General features: G+C 62.4%; 19 protein-coding genes. 12 read left to right on the top strand and 7 right to left on the bottom strand.

Going from position 1 to position 20288, the window contains the following annotated elements; translation table 11 throughout:
- Positions 1–9 precede the first annotated feature (9 nt).
- Together BUA38_RS08510 and BUA38_RS08505 are read right to left on the bottom strand one after the other, a co-directional pair.
- Positions 10–378: a DUF883 family protein gene (locus BUA38_RS08510; protein WP_072825949.1), complete on the bottom strand. Its 369-nt coding sequence runs from the start codon at positions 376–378 to the stop codon at positions 10–12.
- 77 nt (positions 379–455) lie between these two features.
- Positions 456–1571, bottom strand: a complete 1116-nt coding sequence (locus BUA38_RS08505; RefSeq protein WP_072817537.1) for an AI-2E family transporter — start codon at positions 1569–1571, stop codon at positions 456–458.
- A gap of 197 nt (positions 1572–1768) precedes the next feature.
- On the opposite strand from BUA38_RS08505, the gene BUA38_RS08500 reads away from it, so the two are divergent.
- Entirely contained in the window at positions 1769–2575 is an 807-nt protein-coding gene (locus BUA38_RS08500; RefSeq protein ID WP_072825948.1) for a L,D-transpeptidase, read from the top strand.
- Positions 2576–2600: 25 nt separating this feature from the next.
- Positions 2601–3293 carry a DUF2865 domain-containing protein gene (locus BUA38_RS08495; RefSeq protein ID WP_072817536.1) on the top strand — a complete coding sequence of 231 codons (693 nt, stop codon included), beginning with the start codon at positions 2601–2603 and terminating at the stop codon, positions 3291–3293.
- Between the two features lie 12 nt (positions 3294–3305).
- On the opposite strand, the gene BUA38_RS08490 is transcribed toward BUA38_RS08495, so the two are convergent.
- On the bottom strand, positions 3306–5399 hold the full coding sequence (locus BUA38_RS08490; RefSeq protein WP_072817535.1) for a methyl-accepting chemotaxis protein: 2094 nt from the start codon (positions 5397–5399) through the stop codon (positions 3306–3308).
- A gap of 193 nt (positions 5400–5592) precedes the next feature.
- On the opposite strand from BUA38_RS08490, the gene BUA38_RS36575 reads away from it, so the two are divergent.
- Together BUA38_RS36575 and BUA38_RS08485 are read left to right on the top strand one after the other, a co-directional pair.
- Positions 5593–5748: a Thivi_2564 family membrane protein gene (locus tag BUA38_RS36575; protein WP_156898443.1), complete on the top strand. Its 156-nt coding sequence runs from the start codon at positions 5593–5595 to the stop codon at positions 5746–5748.
- Between the two features lie 109 nt (positions 5749–5857).
- Positions 5858–7270, top strand: coding sequence for an IS1182 family transposase (locus tag BUA38_RS08485; protein WP_072816060.1), 1413 nt, complete (start codon positions 5858–5860; stop codon positions 7268–7270).
- Between the two features lie 119 nt (positions 7271–7389).
- Here the strand turns inward: BUA38_RS08485 and BUA38_RS08480 are convergent, their stop codons facing one another.
- From BUA38_RS08480 to cysD, 4 genes are all read right to left on the bottom strand, one after another.
- Positions 7390–7590 (bottom strand): CsbD family protein, encoded by a 201-nt coding sequence (locus BUA38_RS08480; protein WP_072817534.1) that lies wholly within the window; start codon positions 7588–7590, stop codon positions 7390–7392.
- A gap of 70 nt (positions 7591–7660) precedes the next feature.
- Positions 7661–9823 carry a malate synthase G gene (locus tag BUA38_RS08475; RefSeq protein ID WP_072817533.1) on the bottom strand — a complete coding sequence of 721 codons (2163 nt, stop codon included), beginning with the start codon at positions 9821–9823 and terminating at the stop codon, positions 7661–7663.
- A 162-nt stretch (positions 9824–9985) separates the two neighbouring features.
- The gene (cysC, locus tag BUA38_RS08470; protein ID WP_072825946.1) at positions 9986–11902 is read right to left on the bottom strand and encodes an adenylyl-sulfate kinase; all 1917 of its coding nucleotides are present in this window, start codon (positions 11900–11902) and stop codon (positions 9986–9988) included.
- Between the two features lie 5 nt (positions 11903–11907).
- On the bottom strand, positions 11908–12702 hold the full coding sequence (gene cysD, locus BUA38_RS08465; protein WP_072825947.1) for a sulfate adenylyltransferase subunit CysD: 795 nt from the start codon (positions 12700–12702) through the stop codon (positions 11908–11910).
- 255 nt (positions 12703–12957) lie between these two features.
- On the opposite strand from cysD, the gene cysG reads away from it, so the two are divergent.
- The 8 genes from cysG to BUA38_RS08425 all read left to right on the top strand — a co-directional run bounded on the left by cysG (position 12958) and on the right by BUA38_RS08425 (position 20282).
- Positions 12958–14394 carry a siroheme synthase CysG gene (gene cysG / locus BUA38_RS08460; protein ID WP_072817532.1) on the top strand — a complete coding sequence of 479 codons (1437 nt, stop codon included), beginning with the start codon at positions 12958–12960 and terminating at the stop codon, positions 14392–14394.
- Positions 14391–14708 (top strand): DUF2849 domain-containing protein, encoded by a 318-nt coding sequence (locus BUA38_RS08455; protein WP_072817531.1) that lies wholly within the window; start codon positions 14391–14393, stop codon positions 14706–14708. The genes cysG and BUA38_RS08455 overlap by 4 nt, the downstream gene beginning before the upstream one ends.
- 9 nt (positions 14709–14717) lie before the next feature.
- Entirely contained in the window at positions 14718–16373 is a 1656-nt protein-coding gene (locus BUA38_RS08450) for a nitrite/sulfite reductase (protein WP_072817530.1), read from the top strand.
- Positions 16360–16872 carry a DUF934 domain-containing protein gene (locus BUA38_RS08445; protein WP_072817529.1) on the top strand — a complete coding sequence of 171 codons (513 nt, stop codon included), beginning with the start codon at positions 16360–16362 and terminating at the stop codon, positions 16870–16872. The genes BUA38_RS08450 and BUA38_RS08445 overlap by 14 nt, the downstream gene beginning before the upstream one ends.
- 5 nt (positions 16873–16877) lie before the next feature.
- On the top strand, positions 16878–17591 hold the full coding sequence (locus BUA38_RS08440) for a phosphoadenylyl-sulfate reductase (protein ID WP_425304972.1): 714 nt from the start codon (positions 16878–16880) through the stop codon (positions 17589–17591).
- 106 nt (positions 17592–17697) lie between these two features.
- Entirely contained in the window at positions 17698–18237 is a 540-nt protein-coding gene (locus tag BUA38_RS08435) for a CAP domain-containing protein (protein WP_172806001.1), read from the top strand.
- A gap of 91 nt (positions 18238–18328) precedes the next feature.
- Positions 18329–19489, top strand: a complete 1161-nt coding sequence (locus BUA38_RS08430; RefSeq protein ID WP_072817526.1) for a DUF3734 domain-containing protein — start codon at positions 18329–18331, stop codon at positions 19487–19489.
- A gap of 1 nt (position 19490) precedes the next feature.
- Entirely contained in the window at positions 19491–20282 is a 792-nt protein-coding gene (locus tag BUA38_RS08425) for a 3-hydroxybutyrate dehydrogenase (protein WP_072817525.1), read from the top strand.
- Positions 20283–20288: the final 6 nt, after the last annotated feature.

Below are 20288 nucleotides of genomic sequence, written 5' to 3'. Positions count from 1 at the left end.
CGGTTCCTCTCAACGACGCCAGATCGCGCCGATCAGAAAACCAATTCCAAGCGCAAGGCCAACGGTTGCCAGCGGCCGCTCGGCGATGACGTCTTCCAGAGTTTCCTCGAACGACGCGGCGGCGTCTTGCGCGGCACTCATCGCTGCGGCGCCACGCTCGGAAACATCGTCGACGACGGAGTCGACATTGGCGCGGGCCTGCTTGTAGCCGCGGCGCGCCTGCTTGCGGGCGTTGCCGGCAATGGCGTTGAGTGCGTCGGTGATTTGATCGGCGAGGGCGCCGATATCGTCTTTCACTCTCGCCACATCGTTTTCCAGACGTTCGTAAGTTGCTTTGTCTGCCATGTCTTGAATTCCCATCTCTCTAACTCCTGGCATTCGCATCGGCTTTGCAGGAGCAACGCTCGCGGCTTTGGGAAGTTCCCGAAGCGAAACTTGCGTGCATTCGCGGCGGCTTACGGCAGTTGCGGCGTGCTCGACGGGGCAAAGTGCTCGCGCAGGATCAGCGACATGATCAAAAGCGGCGACGACAGAAAAGCGCCCGTCGGCCCCCAGAGCCAGGTCCAGAACGCCAGCGAGATGAAGACGGCGAGCGCATTCAATTCGAGCCGGCGTCCGATGATGGTCGGCGTGATGAAATGCCCTTCGAGAAAGGTGAGTCCGACGAATACGACCGGCGCGATCAAGCCTTCGCCGATTGAAGGGAAGCCGACCACACCGACCACAGTCAGGATCGCAAAGACGGCGACCGGCCCGATGATGGGCAGGTAGTTCAACGTCGCAGCCAACGCGCCGAGCCCGGCGGGATTGGGCATGCCGGTCGCCCAGCAGACCAAGCCGGTCGCCACCCCGACGCCCATGTTGATCAGTGTCACCGTGATCAAATAGGAGCCGAGATGATCTTCGATGGCGTTGAGGACGCGAAGCGCGCGTAGCCGCGAATCGCGACTCGTGAACGTCATGATCAGCCCGCGTCGCAGGTCGCGCCAGCTCGCAATGAAGAGAATGAGTGTGGCGAAAAACAACAGGAATTCGGTGAAGGTGGGCGGCAGGAATTCGATCGCCGGCTGAATCCATTCCAGTTTCGGCATCTGAAATGGCGCTGTTGAGAACGCATCGGAAGCGCCAAGCATGCTCTGAAACTCGTGCCAGAGTGCAAGCGGGCGATCGAAGATATGCAGCTTTTCTTTCAACAGTTCGGCGAGTTCGGGCAATCGGCCGGTCCATTCCATGACCGGAACGGAGATGAGCCCAACGACAAAGGTGACCAGGCCGAGAACCACGCAGACGATCAGGATCGCCGAAACCGCGCGGGGAATGTGATTGCGCTCCAGGAATCCCGCCGCCGGCGACAACATGGTGCCGACCACGAACGCCGCCACAATCGGCAGGAAGAAAGCCTTGGCGACATAGAGAACGGCGACGACGGTGATGATCAGAAGCGCGAGCAGGGAAAAGGCGACGACATCGGAAAGACCGAGCATGGTCGGCGATGGTTCGACGTCTGCATCGGGCTCATTCGGGCGAGCGACATCTTTGGCCGGCGCACGTTCGTTGGGCAGCGCACGCAACTCAAGCTCCGATTCCGAAGGTCGCAGGCTATTGGCAGATAAACCGCGACGCGCTCAGAGGTTCCATCGCGCAGTCGTGAGCCTCACGATTCTTGACAGCGACAATCTGGCCACGCCCTGGGCGGGAACTGGCGGCCTCGGTTCGCGTTTGTTGGAGTGAATGCATCTACGAGATGCGCACGACAGCGGGGCAGATCATGACACAGATATCCGAGCAGACCGGCTGGCCGGTGCGCAAGCTGCGGCCCGGCGCATTCAACGCGATCGTCGTCGCGGGCGTCCTTTCGCTAACGCCATTCGCACTTACCGGCCAAGCCAAGGCCCAGACGCTGAGTTATGTGCCGGTCGCATCATCTGCGTTTCCGTCCGACGAGGATACCGTTGCGCCGAACGATCCGTCGGATCGCCGTTCTGCTGCGCTTCCGGAACGGCTGCGGCGGACGATTGTGGCGCTCGATACCAGGGAGGCGCCGGGCACGATCATCATCGATACCGGCAATACCGTGCTCTATTACGTCGTCGCCCCGGGCCGCGCGATCCGCTACGGCGTCGGTGTCGGCCGCGAGGGGTTCACCTGGTCGGGCGTGCAAACCATCACCAACAAGGCGGAATGGCCGGACTGGCATCCGCCGGCGCAGATGATCGCACGCCAGCCCTATCTGCCGCGCTTCATGGCCGGCGGCCCCGGCAATCCGCTCGGCGCGCGCGCCATGTATCTCGGCTCCAGCGAATACCGCATCCACGGCACCAACGATCCCACGACCATCGGTAAATTCGTGTCCAGCGGCTGTATTCGCCTGACCAACGAAGACGTCACCGACCTGTTCAGCCGGGTCGGCATCGGCACCAGGGTGGTGGTGATGTCGAAAAACGCCGCCCATCTGGCCGCACGCCCGGTCGTCGGCGGCGAGGTGGCGCTGGCTGCGCCGCCGCGCCGCGCCGAGGTGACGACGCTTCCGTCGGGCCGTCAGGCCGTGAACCTTTCAACAGCTTCGCTGTACTGAAGATCTGGACCCGGAGGCCAACCGCATGGGCGACCGTAAATCGACCGAGGGTAAATCAGCCAAGGGCAAATCAACCAAGGGCAAATGGATCTTGGGCGGCCTTGCCGCCCTGGTTGTGGTGACGCTGCCGGCTGCGGCGCAGGCCGAGGATTTCCTTTCCGCTCTGTTCGGTGCGTTCGGCGTTCACCGATCGCAACCGCCGATGACGCCGCTGTCGTTCGGCGGCGAGCAGAACGTCGTGTTCCCGCCCGACGGCCAGGTCTCGCGCCCGCGGGTCTACGGCGGCGGCTCGCAGGCCTATTGCGTGCGCACCTGCGACGGCCGCTATTTCCCGATTTCAAGCACCGGCAATCAAAGCCGCGCGGCATCGTGCAACAGCTTTTGCCCAGCCAGCGAGACCCGGGTGCTCTATGGCAGCAATATCGACGGCGCGGTGACCGAAGAAGGCAAACCGTATTCCGAATTGCCCAACGCGTTTCGCTATCGTGACGAACTCGTCAGCGGCTGTACCTGCAACGGCAAGGATCCGGTCGGCCTCGCGGAAGTGAAAGTCGAAGACGATCCGACGCTGCGCAAGGGCGACATTGTCGCCAGTCCCGAGGGCTTGATGGTCGCTGTTCGTGGCGCCGACCGGCGCGGCGCGTCGCTTGCGTTCTCGCCTGCACCGGATTCGATCAGGTCGCGCTACCAGCGCGTGCCGGTCCTCGCGCGGCAGTAAGCGTTCGCTTGGTCAAGCCGCGCGAATTTTAGTTAGGAACTCGGTGACCTGATTGCTGAGCTGAAGGCTCTGCGCCTCCAGCGTCTCCGAGGCTTGCCTGACATTCTGCGCGGCCGTGGCGCCCGCATCCGCATCGATCTTGACGCCCGCGATATTCTCGGAGACGTTCCTGGTGCCTTGCGCGGCATATTGGGTGTTGCGCGAAATTTCCTGGGTGGCCGCGCCCTGTTCTTCAACTGCGGCTGCAATCGCGGTTGCGACCTCGTTGACCTCGCCGATGATGCCGCCGATCGCCTTGATGGCCTCGATGGCCTCGCTCGCCACCTTCTGGATATCGGCGACCTGCTCGGAGATCTCGTCGGTCGCCTTCGCGGTCTGGCTGGCCAGCGACTTCACTTCCGAAGCCACCACCGCAAAGCCACGGCCGGCCTCTCCTGCGCGCGCCGCCTCGATGGTTGCGTTCAGCGCCAGCAGGTTGGTCTGGGAGGCGATGGAGTTGATCAGGCCGACGACTTCGCCGATCCCGGCTGCCGTCTTGGCCAGTCCCTGCACGGTGTCGTCGGTTTCGCGCGCCCGGCTGACGGCGCGGCTGGCAATGCCGGCCGCATGCGAGACCTGGCGGCTGATATCGCCAATCGAAACGCTTAATTCATGCGACGCCGAGGCAACGCTTTCGACGTTCATCGAAGCCTCGCCCGAGGCTTTCTCGGCGACCATGACCCGTGAATTGGTCTGCTCGGACACTTTCGACAGGTCCGCGGAAGTTGTCCGCATCCCGTTGGAGGCCTCGTTCAACCGGCCAAGCGTGGCCTGGACCCGGCTTTCGAATTCGCCGACATAGACTTCGATCGATTGCTGGCGCGTGGCCGCATTGGCGTTACGCTCGCGCTCTTGCTCTTCGATCTTGAGCTTGTCCATCGCCTGCTGTTTGAAGGTTTCAAGCGCACCGGCGAGCGCTCCGATCTCGTCGCGGCGCTGGGCGTAGCCGGTATCGACGCCGAGATCGCCGGACGCCACTTTCAGCATGGCGTCGCGCATGGTTTGCAGCGGGCGGATGATGCGGCGCGTCACCGCGATCATGGCGGCGCAGGTCAGTGCCAGCGCCGCCACCAACAGCACCAGTTGCAGGATCAGCGAGCGCTGGGCGGAGTCGTGCTGAGCCGTCGCATAGGCATGGGCCGCGTCCAGCGCGCGTTCGGCGACGACGACCGCGCTGGTCATATGAGCTACCGAAAACGGGCTCCATTCATTGGCTTTCATCTTCTGCTTTTCGCCGGCTGCGAGCCCGTTGGCGAGCGCGTCGCGTGGGCCGGTAAAGTCCTTGTCGAAATAGGCCGTCTGCGCCGCCGACATCGCGGTGGCGAGTTCGCCCGGCAGGTCGGCGCCGGACGCAGCCGTCTTCACCGCGGCCCATGCGGTCTCGATGGCGCCGACAAGCTTGGCGTAGTTCTGGCGGAAGTCGGGGCCGACGTTGCCGAAGGTCAGTCCGTTCGAGATCAGAAGCGATGCTTCGCCGGCCGTATTGCGCATTAGCCAAGCCAACTGCTTGATCGTCAGCATCTGATCGATGATGGGGTCGTTGTGGCTGACAGAAGCGGCGCTACGCGTCGAAATCTTGTCGAGCGTTTCGACCAGGGCGGCCGTGTTGTCCATGAATTCCTTGCCGAGTGCCGGCCGGCGTGCCGATTTCGGTTTGTTCAGGGCTTCCCAGGATTCGGCGTCGAGCGCCGCGAAGGCCTGGATCAACCGATTGAGTTGCGGCAACAGCGTCTCGTGGTCGGGAAATTCCACCCCCTCGAGCGCAGTTGCGGCCGTGCGCATGGCCGGCAGTTCGGCGTCGCGGGTGGTGCGCAGGTAGACCTGCATGTCCGGTGAAAGCGGGGCCTCGTCGGTCAGGTTGCGGCTCGTGGTCGAGCGGTCGCTGCGCAGATTGTGCAACGCCTTGAAAAGATTCGAGGAAGCGTCCGTGACCACCAGAATCCGGCTGGTCATCGCGAGCCGTCCCAGCGAATTCCAGGCGCTGACGCTCAGCAGCGCCGTCATGCAGAGGGCCATCAGGACGATGACCGACTTGATGAGCGAAGACACCGTGAAGCGGTCGAGCATGGCTACCCCCAAGGCAAGCCCGCCGACTTAGCCAAAAAAGGGTAAATATTTAGCCAGCAAGCCTGTCGTAGAGGTATCGAAAGTGCTGATGTTGCGGGTATTTTCGTAGGGCGGTTCCGTTCTCGGAACCGTGTCGGGGTTTGCGCGTTGAGACCGCGCCAGCGTCCGTCTCTCGCATGTCAGGGGGAAATTCATGCTCATCAGTGCACTTGTGACTTTTCTGGTCGTCATCCTGATTTTGTATCTCATCAATCTGTTGCCGATCGATGGCCGTGCCAAGCAGATCGTGCGTGTCATCGTGATCATCCTTGGCGTCCTGTCGCTGCTCAAATACATCGCGGTATTTTAGCGCCGTTGTCTTTCGGACCCTTACGACAAAAGCCCCGGCGACGCAGGCTGTGTGAGAACTGGGGCAAATCAGATAGAGAGGCCGCATCATTAATGATGCGGCCTTTTTCATGCGCTACATTCGAGGTGGGGACCGTAACCAGGCGAGTTTTTTGCCGGCACGGATCGATGATTACGTTGCCGCTGATGCGGCGGTGCGGGTAATCGATGCCTTTGTTGAAGGTCTCGATATGTTCGGGCTCGGCTTGGTTCGAGCGACACCGGCGGCGACCGGGCGGCCCGGCTATGACCCGCGCGATCTTCTGAAGCTCTATATCTACGGGTACCTCAACGAGGTTCGTTCGAGCCGCAAGCTGGAACGCGAGTGCCGGCGCAATGTCGAACTGATGTGGCTGTTGGGGCGGCTTGCCCCCGACTTCAAAACAATTGCGGACTTTCGGCGGGACAATGCAGCCGGGATCGTAGGGGCATGCCGGGCCTTCGTGCTGTTCTGCCGCGAGCAGGGACTATTTGCGGCCCGTCTGGTGGCCCTCGACGGTTCGAAGTTCCGGGCGGTGGCGAGCGCCAAGCGGATTATGGGCGAACGCAAGGTCGCCGAAGAGGCCGGCCGGATCGATCAACAGATCGCGGCTTATCTTGCCAACCTCGACAGCATCGATGCGGGCGAGCGGGCCGATAGCGATGCGGAACAAACGGCTGCGGCTCTCCAGGCTCTCAGGGCACGCCGCACCGACCTTGATGCTCTGGCGGCGCGACTTAAGGCGGAAGATCGGACTAGTCTTGTAGAAGGTGAGCTCGATGCGCGGCCGATGGGTAAAGGGGCAGGCTCCAAGCCTCCTTCCTACAATGTCCAGACGGCGGTCGATGCTGCGACGGGGCTGATCGTCCACCATGAGGTTACAACCGAACCCACCGACAACCGGCTGCTCCATCCGATGGCCAAGGCGACGAAGGATGCGGTGGCGGCCGATACGCTCACGGTGGTGGCGGACGCTGGCTATTCGAACGGAGCAGACGCGGCAGCCTGCGAGAACGATGGCATCACGCCTTGTGTGCCAGCGAACCGGGCCGTCAACAATCAAGGCGACTTCTTCGACCGCACGGCCTTCATCTATGAGCCGCAAACCGACAGTTTTCGTTGTCCGGCGGGCCGAACACTGGTGCGCAAGCAAATCCTCACCAGAAAGCAGAGCGTCTTGTATATCGCCGACGATTGTTCGGGTTGCGCGCTCAAGCCGAGATGCACCCGCGTCGAGCGCCGCTTCGTTCAAAGACACCTTTACGAGGACGCGCTTCAACGCATGAATGCCCGCGTCGAAGCCGATCCACACCTCATGCGGCAGCGGCGATGCGCGGCTGAACACCCGTTCGGAACCATCAAGCGGATGACGGCTGGCGGCAGGTTCCTCACCCGAGGCCTTACCAACGTCAAGACTGAAGCCGCCCTCAGCGTTCTTGTCTACAACATCATGCGGGTCATCAATCTCATCGGCTCGCAAAGCCTCAAGATTAGGCTCGCCTGACCCTAAAAATTAAAAAAGAGGCCCCGGATCACCGCAGCCTCTCGTTTCCACACAGCCTGGACGGCCGGGGCTTTTTGCTCGCACCTTTCGATCCGAAATTTCAGGCTTCTCGTCGGGCCTTACTTCAGCGTCCTGAACCAGTCATCCACGTCCTTGTGAATCTGGTCCTTGGCGAAACCGTAACGCTGCTGCAACTTGCCTTCGAGCTGTTCGCGGCGGCCTTCGATGACGTTGAGATCGTCATCGGTGAGCTTGCCCCACTTCTCTTTCGCCTTGCCCTTGATCTGCTTCCAGTTACCTTCGACCTGGTTCCAGTCCATCGTCGTCTCCCGGGTTGAAAGACGACTAAACGGCTGCGATGGCCGATCGTTCCTGAAAGGGGCCGCGCGATTAGGTCGCGGCTTTGGCTTCCCGACGTCGCGCGGTGAGGATGTATTCCGTGTAGCCATTCGGCTGCTCGCGTCCCTTGAAGACGAGATCGCAGGCGGCCTTGAAGGCGACACCGTCGAACTTCGGCGCCATGGGCTTGTACAGCGCATCGCCCTTGTTCTGGCCATCCACCACCGCGGCCATGCGCTTGAGCGAATCCATCACCTGGCTCTCCGTGATGACGCCCTGATGCAGCCAGTTCGCCAGGTGCTGGCTCGAAATGCGCAAGGTCGCGCGGTCTTCCATCAGGCCGATATCGTGGATGTCCGGCACCTTCGAGCAGCCGACGCCCTGATCGATCCAGCGCACGACGTAGCCGAGAATGCCCTGGCAGTTGTTGTCGATCTCCTGGCGGACATCGTCCGGCGCCCAATTTGATTTTGAAACGGGAATCGTGAGGATGTCTGACAGCTTGCCGCGCCGGCCGCCCTTTGCCAGTTCCTGCTGACGCGCCAGCACGTTGACTTGATGATAGTGCAGCGCGTGGAGCGTCGCCGCCGTCGGTGACGGCACCCACGCCGTGGTGGCGCCGGCCTGCACATGCGCGATCTTCTGCGTCAGCATGTCCGCCATCATGTCGGGCGCCGCCCACATGCCCTTGCCGATCTGGGCATGTCCGGGCAGGCCGTCGATCAAGCCGGTGTCGACGTTCCAGTCTTCATAGGCCTTGATCCACGGCTGCGCCTTCATCTCATTCTTGCGGATGATGGGACCCGCTTCCATCGAGGTGTGGATCTCGTCGCCGGTGCGGTCGAGGAAGCCGGTGTTGATGAAGCAGATGCGCTTGAGCGCCTGCTGGATGCAGGCTTTGAGGTTGACCGTGGTGCGACGCTCTTCGTCCATGATGCCGACCTTGAGCGTATTCTCCGGCAGCGACAGCATCTTCTCGACGCGCGCGAACAATTCGCAGGTGAAGGCGACCTCGTCCGGGCCATGCATCTTCGGCTTGACGATATAGACTGAGCCGGTGCGGCTGTTGGGCAGCTTGGTCAGGCCTTTGACGTCGTGGATCGCGAGCAGGCCAGAGACGGCGGCATCCAGCATGCCTTCCGGAATTTCTTCGCCCGATGCGTCGAGCACCGCATCGGTGAACATGTGGTGGCCGACGTTTCGGATCAGCAACAGGCTGCGGCCATGGAGCTTGAGTTCCTTGCCGTCGGGCGCGGTGTAGACGCGATCGGCATTGAGCGCGCGCTTCAGCGTCTTGCCGCCTTTCTCGAAATTGGCTGTGAGCGTGCCGTTCATGAGGCCGAGCGTGTTGCGATAGACGTCGACCTTGTCTTCGGCATCGACGGTCGCGACGCTGTCTTCCATGTCCAGGATGGTGCTGACGGCGGCTTCCATGATCACGTCGGCGACGCCGGCGGGATCGTCCTTGCCAATCACGTGGCTGCGGTCGATCCTGATTTCGATGTGCAGGCCATTGTTGGCCAGAAGAATCGCCGAAGGCGAAGCGGCGTCGCCGGCGAAGCCTGCGAACTGGTCGTTGGATTTGAGCGCCGTGGCGTTGCCGCTCTTGAGCTTCACGGCGAGCTTGCCGCTGATGACGGCGTACGAGACGACGTCGGTATGGCTGCCGGTCGCGAGCGGCACGGCGGAATCAAGGAAACTCTTGGCCTTCGCCACCACCTTGTCGCCGCGCGCCTTGTTGAAACCCTTGGCCGCCTCGCTTGCGTCGTGCGGGATCGCATCGGTGCCATAGAACGCATCGTACAGGCTGCCCCAGCGCGCGTTTGCCGCATTCAGCGCGTAGCGGGCATTGGTCAGGGGCACCACGAGCTGCGGTCCGCAAATCTTGCCGATTTCTTCGTCGACATTGACGGTCTCGACCTTGTGGGTCGCCGGTTCCGGCAGCAGATAGCCGATCTCTTTCAGGAAGGTCGTATAGGCATCGAGGTCGAACGGCTTGCCCTTGTTGGCGCGATGCCAGCCGTCGATCTTGCCCTGCAAGGTGTCGCGGAACGCCAGCAACTCGCGGTTTTTCGGCGCGAGATCGCGCACGATAGCGGCAAGGCCGGCCCAGAACGCGTCGGGCGCGATGCCGGTTTTCGGTGTGGCCACTTTGGCGATGAAATCAAACAGGACGGGCGCAATTTTCAATCCGTGGGCGTCGGTACGGTTCATGATGGATTTTTCTCGCAAGGAAGCAGCGCCCGCAAGGCGCTGTCATTCGGTGATTTCGAGGCAAAAAGCGCGCCATTGCGGCGCTAATTTTGAGGGCCTTTTAGCGCTAAAGTGCACTGCAAGAAAGCCCTCGATTGGCCGATCGAGAGGTTTTAGGCCGGCTTAAATATTGGCAGCGAGATCAATGACTTCGTCGAAAAGAACGCCCGAGGTCACCAGCAAGTGCTCGATTGCTGCGGCGGCCTCGGCGATCGAACTTGTCGAGGTGTCGATCACAAGCTCGCAATCGAGTGGCGGCTCATAGTCGTTGCCGATACCCGTGAATGCCGGCAGGCCGCCTGCGCGCGCCTTGGCGTAGTGCCCCTTCGGATCGCGGCTTTCGCAGATGTCGGCGGGGGTGGCGACATGGATTTCACGAAACGCCGTATCGGCGATCTGGCGCGCCACTGCGCGGTCGCCGCGCGACGGCGAGACCGCCGCCACGATGGCGATGTGGCCGTTCTTCGCCAGATGGGTGGCCACTTCGGCAAGCCGGCGAATATTCTCGCTACGGTCTCTGGGCGAAAAGCCGAGGTCGCGATTGAGACCGGCGCGCAAGGTATCGCCATCGAGCAGGATGGGCGAGCCGCCCCGGCTGAACAGGCTTCGCTCCAGCGCACGCGCCAGCGTCGACTTTCCGGACGCCGGCAATCCCGTCAACCACACCACCGCGCCGTGATGGTGGTAGCGAGCCGAGCGCTCGTCCGGGCGAAGCGCGGATTCCACCGGCACGATATCGACCGGAACCGCGCGTTGACCGGCGTCGACCGACAGCACCAGCCCGCCACCGGCAATGCGGCCGTTGACCTCGATGACGAGCCGTCCAATACGCGGATTGGCGGCATAGGCATCGGCAGCGATTGGTTGCGCCAGCGCGATGTCGATCTCACCGACATGGTTGCGGGCGATCGAGGCGGTTTCGACACTCGAAAGCTCGCCGGGGTCGACCGCCTTCTCGATCGCCACCACGCTGGCGCGGCTTTCGCGGGGACCAAGCCGCACCAGGATCTGGTCACCCTTGCCGAGCGGCTTGTCGTGAAGCCAGAAGATGCGGGCATGGATACGCCTGGTGTCGCGCGGCGCCGATCCCACATGCGCGATGATGTCGCCGCGCTCGATGAACAATTCGCGGTCGAGCGTGATGCCGACCGAACGGCCCGCGGTCTGCTCGCCTTTAAGCGGCGTCACCGGCCAGCTCTCGACGCTTTTGATCTTTGCAATTTTGCCCGCCGGCATGATGACGATCTCGTCGCCGCTCGAAAGCCGCCCGGATTCGATCCGGCCGGCGACGATACGGCGATCGTCGAATTTGTAGATCGCCTGAACCGGCAGCCGCAGCGCGAGCTGCTCCGGCGGCCGTGCGGGTTCGAGCAGATCGAGCGCCTCGACCACGGTGGGGCCATCGTACCAGCGAATGCGCAGCGACGATGTCGCAACGCCATCGCCGTCGCGCGCCGAGATCGGGATCACGGCAAGCGGGGCGACGCCGAGGCCGGTCAGGTGCGCCGAAATCTCGTCGCGAATTTCGTCAAACCGCGCGGCGCTGAAATCGACCCGGTCCATCTTGTTGACGACGACGGCGACCTGTTTGACGCCCAACAGATGCAGCAGATAGCCGTGACGCCGGGTCTGGTCGCGTACGCCCTCCAGCGCATCGACGATCAACAGCGCGCCGTCGGCTTGCGAGGCGCCCGTGATCATGTTGCGCAGGAATTCGGCGTGGCCGGGCGCATCGATCAGCACGACTTCACGGGAACGCGTGCGAAAGCGAATTTGCGTGGTGTCGATAGTGATGCCCTGGTCGCGCTCGGTTTGCAGCGCGTCGAGCAGGAACGACCATTCGAACGGCATGCCACGCCGCGCGCTCACGGCCTTGAGCATCTCGAGCTTGCCGTCGGGCAGGCTGCCGGTCTCATGCAGAAGCCGGCCGACCAGCGTCGATTTGCCGTGATCGACGTGACCGACGATGACGATGCGCACTTGCGGGCGGGTAGGGTTGTTTGGCGTAGCCGGAATTGCGGCGGGGACGGTCATGTTCATGGTGATCACAGATAACCTGCGACGCGCAACCGCTCGAAAGCGTCTTCGGTCTCGTGGTCGAGCGCGCGGCCGGCGCGTTCCGGCACCTTGGTCTGCCCGAGTTCGATCAGGATTTCCTCGATATTTGTGGCGGTCGAATCCACCGGGAAGGTGATGTCGGAATCGCCGAGCGAGCGATAGCGCTTGCCGCCCTTGGCGAGGTAGAGCGGAATGATCGGGATGTTCTCGCGCATCGTGTAGGCCCAGATGTCCGCCTCGGTCCAATGCAGGATCGGGTGAACGCGCAAATGGGCGCCAGGCGGCGGCGAAGCGTTGAACTGGTCCCAGAATTCCGGCGGCTGGTCGCGGACGTCCCATTCGCCCTCGGCGCCGCGCGGCGAGAACACACGCTCCTTGGCGCGGGTCGCTTCCTCGTCACGGCGAATTCCGGCGATCAATCCGTCGAAGCCGTATTTGGCCAATGCAAGTTTAAGTCCTTCGGTCTTGCGCGCAGCCGAGCGCGCCGCGGGCGGCAAAGTCGGATCGATCGCGTCGATCGGCGGGCAGGGCTCGACCTTCAGATCGAGTTCCCATTGCTTCGCGAAGGTGTCGCGGAAGGCGTACATCTCCGGGAACTTCTTGCCGGTGTCGACATGCAGGGCCGGAAATGGCACGCGGCCGAAGAAGGCCTTGCGCGCCAGCCAGATCATGACGTTGGAGTCCTTGCCCAACGACCACAGAAGCGCGAGCTTCTTCAGCCGTGCGAAGGCCTCGCGGAAGATGTAGATGCTCTGCGCTTCGAGCGCGTCGAGATGGTCCATCGAGACGGCCGGCAGCGCCGGCTGGCTTGAATTTTGCGTGCTCAACAGCGTTCTGGCTGAAACGTCGTGATGCACCCCGTTTTGCGCGTAACTCTGTTCAAGAAGATGCATCTACGGACCCTTGGCCTTGCGAAGCGAAAATTCTATATTTGCGGCGCTCAGGAGAAGAAATAATTTTCTCTTTGCGAGCATTTGATGACACATATATAGAAAATAATTCCAGTCAACTCGGAAGTTACGGAATCGAAGATCGCAATGCGGTATCTGCCGATATTCCTCGATCTAAAGCGCGGCGTGGTGCTGCTCGCAGGCTCCGGCGATCTCGCGCGCGCCAAGCTGCGTTTGCTCGCTTCCGCCGGCGCGCGCGTGCGCTGGTATGCGACCGGCGGCGACCATGATCTCGGCGGCCTCAGCGCGGAAGAAACCTCAAAGGTTGAACTGACTGCCGGCGATGTGTTGAACGCCGATCTGGATGGCGTGATCTCGGTGCTGTGCGCAGGCGCTGGTGAGGTCGGACCTCTATTGTCGGCGCGCGCCAAAGCAATCGGTTTGCCCGTCAACGTGATGGACGATCTCGAGCATTCCACCTTCATCTTTCCGGCGGTTGTCGATCGCGGCGATGTCGTGGTCGCGGTCGGCACCGGCGGTGCTTCGCCTGTCGTGGCGCGGCGTGTGCGCGAACTCATCGAGACCGTGCTGCCTGCGCGTATCGGCGACCTCGCCGGTTTCATCGGCCGCTGGCGCAAGATTATCCACGGCCGGATCCCGGAGTTTCCGCTGCGACGCCGTTTCTGGGAGCGCGTGGTCGATGGCGAGATCGGCGCGCTCGTACTGGCCGGCCGCAACGACGAAGCGGAAGCGGCTTTGAATGATATCGATGATGCTTCCGCGTTTGCCGCTCGTCTGCCGTCGGGCAAGGCAGAGGGCAGCGTTACGCTGGTCGGCGCCGGCCCCGGTGATCCGGATCTTTTGACCGTCAAGGCGCTGCGTGCGTTGCAGGATGCCGACGTGATTTTCTACGACGAGCTGGTATCTCCCGAAATTCTCGATCGCGCGCGCCGCGATGCGGCCCGTGTGCCGGTCGGCCGTCGTGTCGGCAAGCCCGGCATCGGCCAGAACGCGATCAATCAACTTTTGATCGAAGCAGCCCAGGCCGGCCGTCGCGTGGTACGGCTGAAGGGCGGCGATCCTTTCATCTTCGGCCGTGGCGGCGAGGAAATCGAAGCGCTGCGTCAGGCCGGCGTCGCTTACTCGGTCATTCCCGGAATCACCGCCGGCCTTGGCGCCGCCGCCCAATTCGAAGTGCCGCTGACTTTCCGCCATGAGGCGCGGCGCATCACTTTCCTCACCGCGCACAAGGCGAAAGATGCCGAAGCCGTCGACTGGTCGACCCTGACCGACGTGAAGATGACGATCGTGGTCTATATGGGAATGACGGCCGCGCCGTCGGTGCGCGCGGGCCTGCTCGCCGCCGGGCGCTCGGCGCGGACGCCGGTCGGCGTCTTCGCGCGGGTGACGCGGAAAGATGCCGCGTCTGCCATCGGCACTCTTGATGAATTGCCCGGCCTCGTCGAAAAGATCGACGGTGGTCCCGCCATCCTCATCATTGGCGACGTCGTTTCGCATGCCGCGCCGTCGCGCCATCCAGGACTCACCCAACTTGCCTCTTATTTTCAGGTTGCCGCCGAATGACATCTCCGCTTGAACAAAAAATCCGGATCACCGGACCCTCGATCGTGACCGCCAACCGCACCTTCGACGGCGCGGTCATCTATCGCAACAACACCAAGGGCTGGTCGACGGAGCTTGCGGAAGCAGCTGTCGTCCGCAACGCCGATGATGCGCGTGCGTTGCTCACGGACGCGGTCGCCGACGATGTCGGCGCCGTTGGTCCCTATATCGCGCCGGTGCAAATCAGCGAAAGCGGTGCGATCAAGCCCGGTAACCTGCGCGAACATATTCGCCTCAAGGGCGTCACTATCGATCTTCTCCCGGTTCCGGCATAAGGCGCTGCCATGTACGCGTATGACGAACTCGACCGAACATTGCTCAACGAACGCGTTGAGGAGTTTCGCGATCAGGTGAAGCGCCGCCTGTCCGGCGAACTCACCGAGGACGAATTCAAGATGCTGCGGTTGCAGAACGGCGTCTATCTGCAATTGCACGCCTATATGTTCCGCGTCGCGATCCCATACGGCACGCTGTCGTCGAAGCAGCTGCGACGCCTGGCGCATGTGGCGCGGAAATACGACCGCGGCTACGGACATTTCACCACGCGGCAGAACATCCAGTTCAACTGGATCAAGCTCGCCGAATTGCCGGATGCACTCGCCGATCTCGCCGAGGTCGGCATTCACGCCATGCAGACCTCCGGCAACAACACGCGCAACGTCACCTCGGATCAGTGGGCGGGCGTGGTGCCAAGCGAGGTCGAGGATCCCCGCATCTGGTCGGAATTGCTGCGGCAATATACGACGCTGCACCCGGAATTCTCGTTCCTGCCACGCAAGTTCAAGTTCGCGATCACGGCTTCCAACCACGACCGCGCCGCGATCAAGATTCACGACATCGGGCTGCGCCTGCACCGGAATTCGGAAGGCGAGATCGGCTTCGAGGTCCTGGTCGGCGGCGGGCTGGGCCGCACGCCCTTTATCGGAAAGACCATCAAGCCGTTCGTTCACGGCCGCGATCTGTTGAGCTATGTCGAGGCGATCCTGCGCGTCTACAACCAGTATGGCCGCCGCGACAACATCTACAAGGCCCGCATCAAGATCCTGGTGCACGAACTCGGCATCGAGAAATTCGCCACCGAGGTCGAAGAAGAATGGCGCGCGATGGGCGAGACCGCGCTGACGCTTGATGATGCCGTCATCGAAGAAATCCGCTCGCGCTTTACCTATCCGACATACGAAAAGCTGCCGCATGTGCCGGATGAGCTAAAGAAGGCGGCAGCCGACCCGCTGTTCGAGCGCTGGCGGCGCAACTCGGTCTTCACCCACAAGGTGCAGGGCTATTCGATCGTGACGCTGTCGCTGAAGCCGGTCGGCGGACCGCCCGGCGATGCCACGGCCGACCAGATGGATGCGCTCGCCGATCTCGCCGACAAATACTCGTTCGGCGAGATCCGCGTCGGCCACGAGCAGAATCTCGCGCTGCCCCATGTCGCCAAGCGCGACCTGCCGACGCTCTGGAAGGCGCTCGACAAGCTCGGGCTCGCGACGCCGAACGTCAACCTGGTCTCGGACATCATTGCCTGCCCGGGGCTGGATTACTGCTCGCTGGCGAATGCGCGCTCGATTCCGATCGCACAGGAATTGACGCGCCGGTTCGCCAATCACGACACGGCCGAGTTGATCGGCCGGCTGCATATCAACATCTCCGGCTGCATCAACGCCTGCGGCCATCACCATGTCGGCCATATCGGCATTCTCGGCGTCGAGAAGAACGGCGAGGAGTTTTACCAGATCACGATCGGCGGCCGCGCCGACGAGAACGCCGAACTTGGCGTGCTGATCGGGCCGGCGGTGCCTTATGGCGAGGTCGCCGACGTGATCGAGGACATCGTTGAAGCCTACCTAGCGCTGCGCGAGCCCCCGGACGAGCTGTTTGTCGACGCGGTGAAGCGGCTCGGCGTCGAACCTTTCAGGGAGCGGGTTTATGCCACTCGTTAAGAACGGCAAGATTGCCACCGACATTTTCGTTCGTGTCGCCGACGATGGCGAATTGCCCGAGAGCGGCAACGCGCTGGTTTCGGCCGCGCGCTTTCTCGAAAACCCGGAAGGCCTGTTGTCGAGGGCGGCGAAGCTCGGCGTCATTTGGCCGAATAACCGTGATCTCGATGATCTCGTACCGTTTCTCGACCGCCTTGCGGTGGTCGCGCTGGTGTTTCCGACCTTCCGCGACGGGCGCGCCTATAGCCAGGCGCGGCTGTTGCGCGAGCGGTATGGCTACGACGGCGAGTTGCGCGCCACCGGGCAGGTCTTGCGCGATCAGTTTCTGTTCATGCTGCGCGCCGGCTTCGACGCGCTCGACGCGAAGAAGGCCAGCGACGCCGAGGCCTTCGCGCTCACCCCGGAGCGCTATTCGGTGTTCTATCAGCCGACCGGCGACGGCCGGCTCACCGCGCTTCACCGGCGGATGCAGCAACGCGATTCGGAGAGTGCCGGCTAGTGAGCATCGTAGCGGAGCGAGCATTCGAAGAGACGGCGGTGAGCGAAAAAGCCAAGTCGCTCGATGATGTCCTTCGCAATGCTTCGCCGTCCGAGGTGATCGAGAGCGCCTTGCGCATCGTCGGCCGCGAGCATCTGGCGCTGGTCTCGTCGTTCGGAACGGAATCGGCGGCGCTGCTCAAGGTCATGGCTGACGTCGATCCGGCGATCCCGGTGATCTTCCTCGATACCGGCTGGCTGTTCGAGGAGACGCTCGCCTATCGCGATACGCTGATCGCCCGGCTGGGCTTGCGCGATGTTCGCTCGATCAAGCCGCAGGAAGATGCACTCAAGCGCGAGGATCCGGACCGCGAATTGTGGTTCTCCGATCCCGACGCGTGCTGCCGGATTCGCAAAGTGGAGCCTTTAAAACGCGCACTCGCACCATTCGACGCCTGGATCAACGGACGCAAACGTTTTCAGGGCGGCTCGCGCACCGAAATTCCCGTGGTTGAAGGGGATGGCATCCGGCTCAAGTTCAACCCGTTTGCGAATATCAGTCGTGCCGGCATTGAGGCGATCTATGCGCAGGCGCAGTTGCCGCCGCATCCGCTCGTGACCTCGGGCTTTCTGTCGGTCGGCTGCATGCCATGCAGCAGCCGCGCCCAGCCGGGCGAGGACGCCCGCGACGGACGCTGGCGGGGCCGGTCCAAGAACGAATGCGGGATTCATACCGCCTAGGCATTCAAACCTGGCTCGATCCTGTCTGCCCGAAAAAAGCCCTTTCGTTCACCTTTCAGCCACGGTTGGCGTGCAACAACCGCCCCCGAATCTGTTTGGGGGAATGATGCGCTCACTGGCCGCGATGACTGGACTACTTGTGCTTGCCGGTTGCGCCTCGGAGGTTCCGACAGAGCAGCCGACCATGTACGCCAACATGACCGAGCCGGGCGCGAGGCTCGATGCGCAGGCAGCGGCCACCATGATCTCGCTCTACCGGAAGAACAACGGTGTCGGTGCCGTGGTCATCGACCCAGAATTGATGAAGATCGCCGAAGGGCAATCCCAGGCCATGGCCAGCCGCAACAAGCTTGACCTTGACGTCAAGGCCCCGTTGCCGAAACGGCTACAGACTGCCGGATACCCGACGACGCTTGCCGTGGAGAATGTCTCGGCGGGCTACCATACGCTGGCCGAGGCGTTTTCCGGCTGGCGGGACTCGCCACCCCATCGGGCAAATATGCTGCAAATGGGTGTCACAAAAATGGGCATTGCGGCGAGCTATGCTCCGAACACCAAATACAAGGTGTTCTGGACGCTCATCCTCGCATCGACCGAACCGCGCGAACAATCTGGCATACCGATACCTACCGGTAAGACCGATTGACGCGACCGCGGGCTGGTGTCCTAGTTCTGGTGCTCGTATGCCGCAAGGCGGCTGGTTTACGAATGTCAGAGCTGAAAGGACCATTCAGGCGATGAATCCGGCAACGACCCCCGCACAAGCACAACGCGTCCTGGTCCTGCAAGGCGGTGGCGCGCTCGGTTCCTACCAGGCCGGGGCGTATCAAGCGCTTTGTCACTTCGATTTCGAACCGGCGTGGATTGCAGGTGTTTCGATCGGCGCTATCAACGCCGCCATCATCGCCGGCAATGAGCGCGAAAAGCGCGTCGATCGCCTGAAGGAATTTTGGCAGACGGTATCTCCAGGCGCGCCGTGGGTCCCGAAGCCGATCACCAAGGCCGACCGTGAGCGCTCGCTGTACAACGAGACCAACGCTGCCTTGGTCGCAACCTTCGGTACGCCCGGCTTCTTCACGCCGCGGCTGCCGCCAGCGCCACTCTGGCCGAAAGGCAGCCCGCAGGCGCAGAGCTATTACGACACCGCTCCGTTGCGAAAGACGCTGGAACGGCTGGTCGATTTCGACCGCATCAACGACCTGAAATGCCGGCTCAGCGTCGGGGCCGTCAGCGTAACCTCGGGCAATCTCAAATATTTCGACAATGTCGAAATGAAACGGCAGGGAAAACGGATTGGCCCGGAGCACATCATGGCTTCCGGCGCGCTGCCACCGGGCTTTCCCTCGATCGTCATCGATGGCGAGCACTACTGGGACGGCGGCATCGCCTCCAACACGCCGCTCGACTACGTGCTGGATGCCGAAACCAAGCACGACCTGTTGATCTTCCAGATCGACCTGTTCAGCGCGCGCGGACCTCTGCCGGAATCGATCCTGGAGGCGACCGAGCGCGAGAAGGATATCCGCTTCTCGAGCCGCACCCGCATGTCCACCGACAAGAACCGGCAGATCCATAACGCCCGCAAGGCGGTGCTCGATCTGATCGAGAAGTTGCCCGATCATCTCAAGGCCGATCCATCGGCGGTCTTTTTGCGCGAGGTAGCCCGGGAGAGCACCGTCACCGTGGTGCACCTGATCTATCGCAGCAAGAACTACGAGTCGTCTTCGAAGGATTACGATTTTTCCCACGTCGCCATGGTCGAGCACTGGGAGGCGGGCGTGCGCGACGTTCACCGGGCGGTAGCGTGCCGGGACCAGCTCGAACGGCCGCAATCCGACGAAACCATGGTGACCTACGATTTCTCGGGCGAAGAAGATCCCCCCAAAAAGGAGCAGTGAAATGACGACTAATTTGAAGGGCAAGACCGCCGTTGTGACCGGTTCGACCTCGGGCATCGGGCTGGCTTACGCCCGCGCGTTCGCTAGCGCCGGCGCCAACGTCGTGATCAACGGTTTTGGCGCGCCGGCCGACATCGAGAAGGAACGCTCCGCGATCGAGACCGACTACAAGGTCAAGGCGGTCTATTCGCCGGCCGACATGACCAAGGCCACCGAGATCGCCGACATGATCGCGCTTGGCGAAAAGACCTTCGGTTCGGTCGATGTCCTGGTCAACAATGCCGGCATCCAGTTCGTTTCGCCGATCGAGGAGTTTCCGATCGAGAAATGGGACGCGATCATCGCGATCAACCTGTCGTCTGCATTCCACGGCATTCGCGCCGCCGTCCCCGGTATGAAGAAGCGCGGCTGGGGCCGCATCATCAACACGGCGTCGGCGCATTCGCTGGTGGCTTCACCCTTCAAGTCGGCCTACGTCTCCGCCAAGCACGGCATCGCCGGCCTCACCAAGACGGTGGCGCTGGAAGTCGCGACCTTCAAGATCACCTGCAACTGCATCAGCCCCGGCTATGTCTGGACGCCGCTGGTCGAGCATCAGATCCCCGAGACCATGAAGGCGCGCAACATGACCAAGGAGCAGGTCATCAAGGACGTGCTTCTGGATGCGCAGCCGACCAAGGAGTTCGTGACGTCCGAGCAGGTCGCGCAACTGGCGCTGTTTCTGTGCGGCGATGACGCGGCGCAGATCACCGGCGCCAATCTCTCGATCGACGGCGGCTGGACCGCGGAGTAGTTGATT

It is taken from the genome of Bradyrhizobium erythrophlei (genome assembly GCF_900142985.1).
GTDB classification, from domain to species: Bacteria; Pseudomonadota; Alphaproteobacteria; order Rhizobiales; family Xanthobacteraceae; genus Bradyrhizobium; species Bradyrhizobium erythrophlei_B.
Note: the sequence above shows the minus strand (reverse complement) of the source record. Positions and strands in the feature narration are given on the sequence as shown.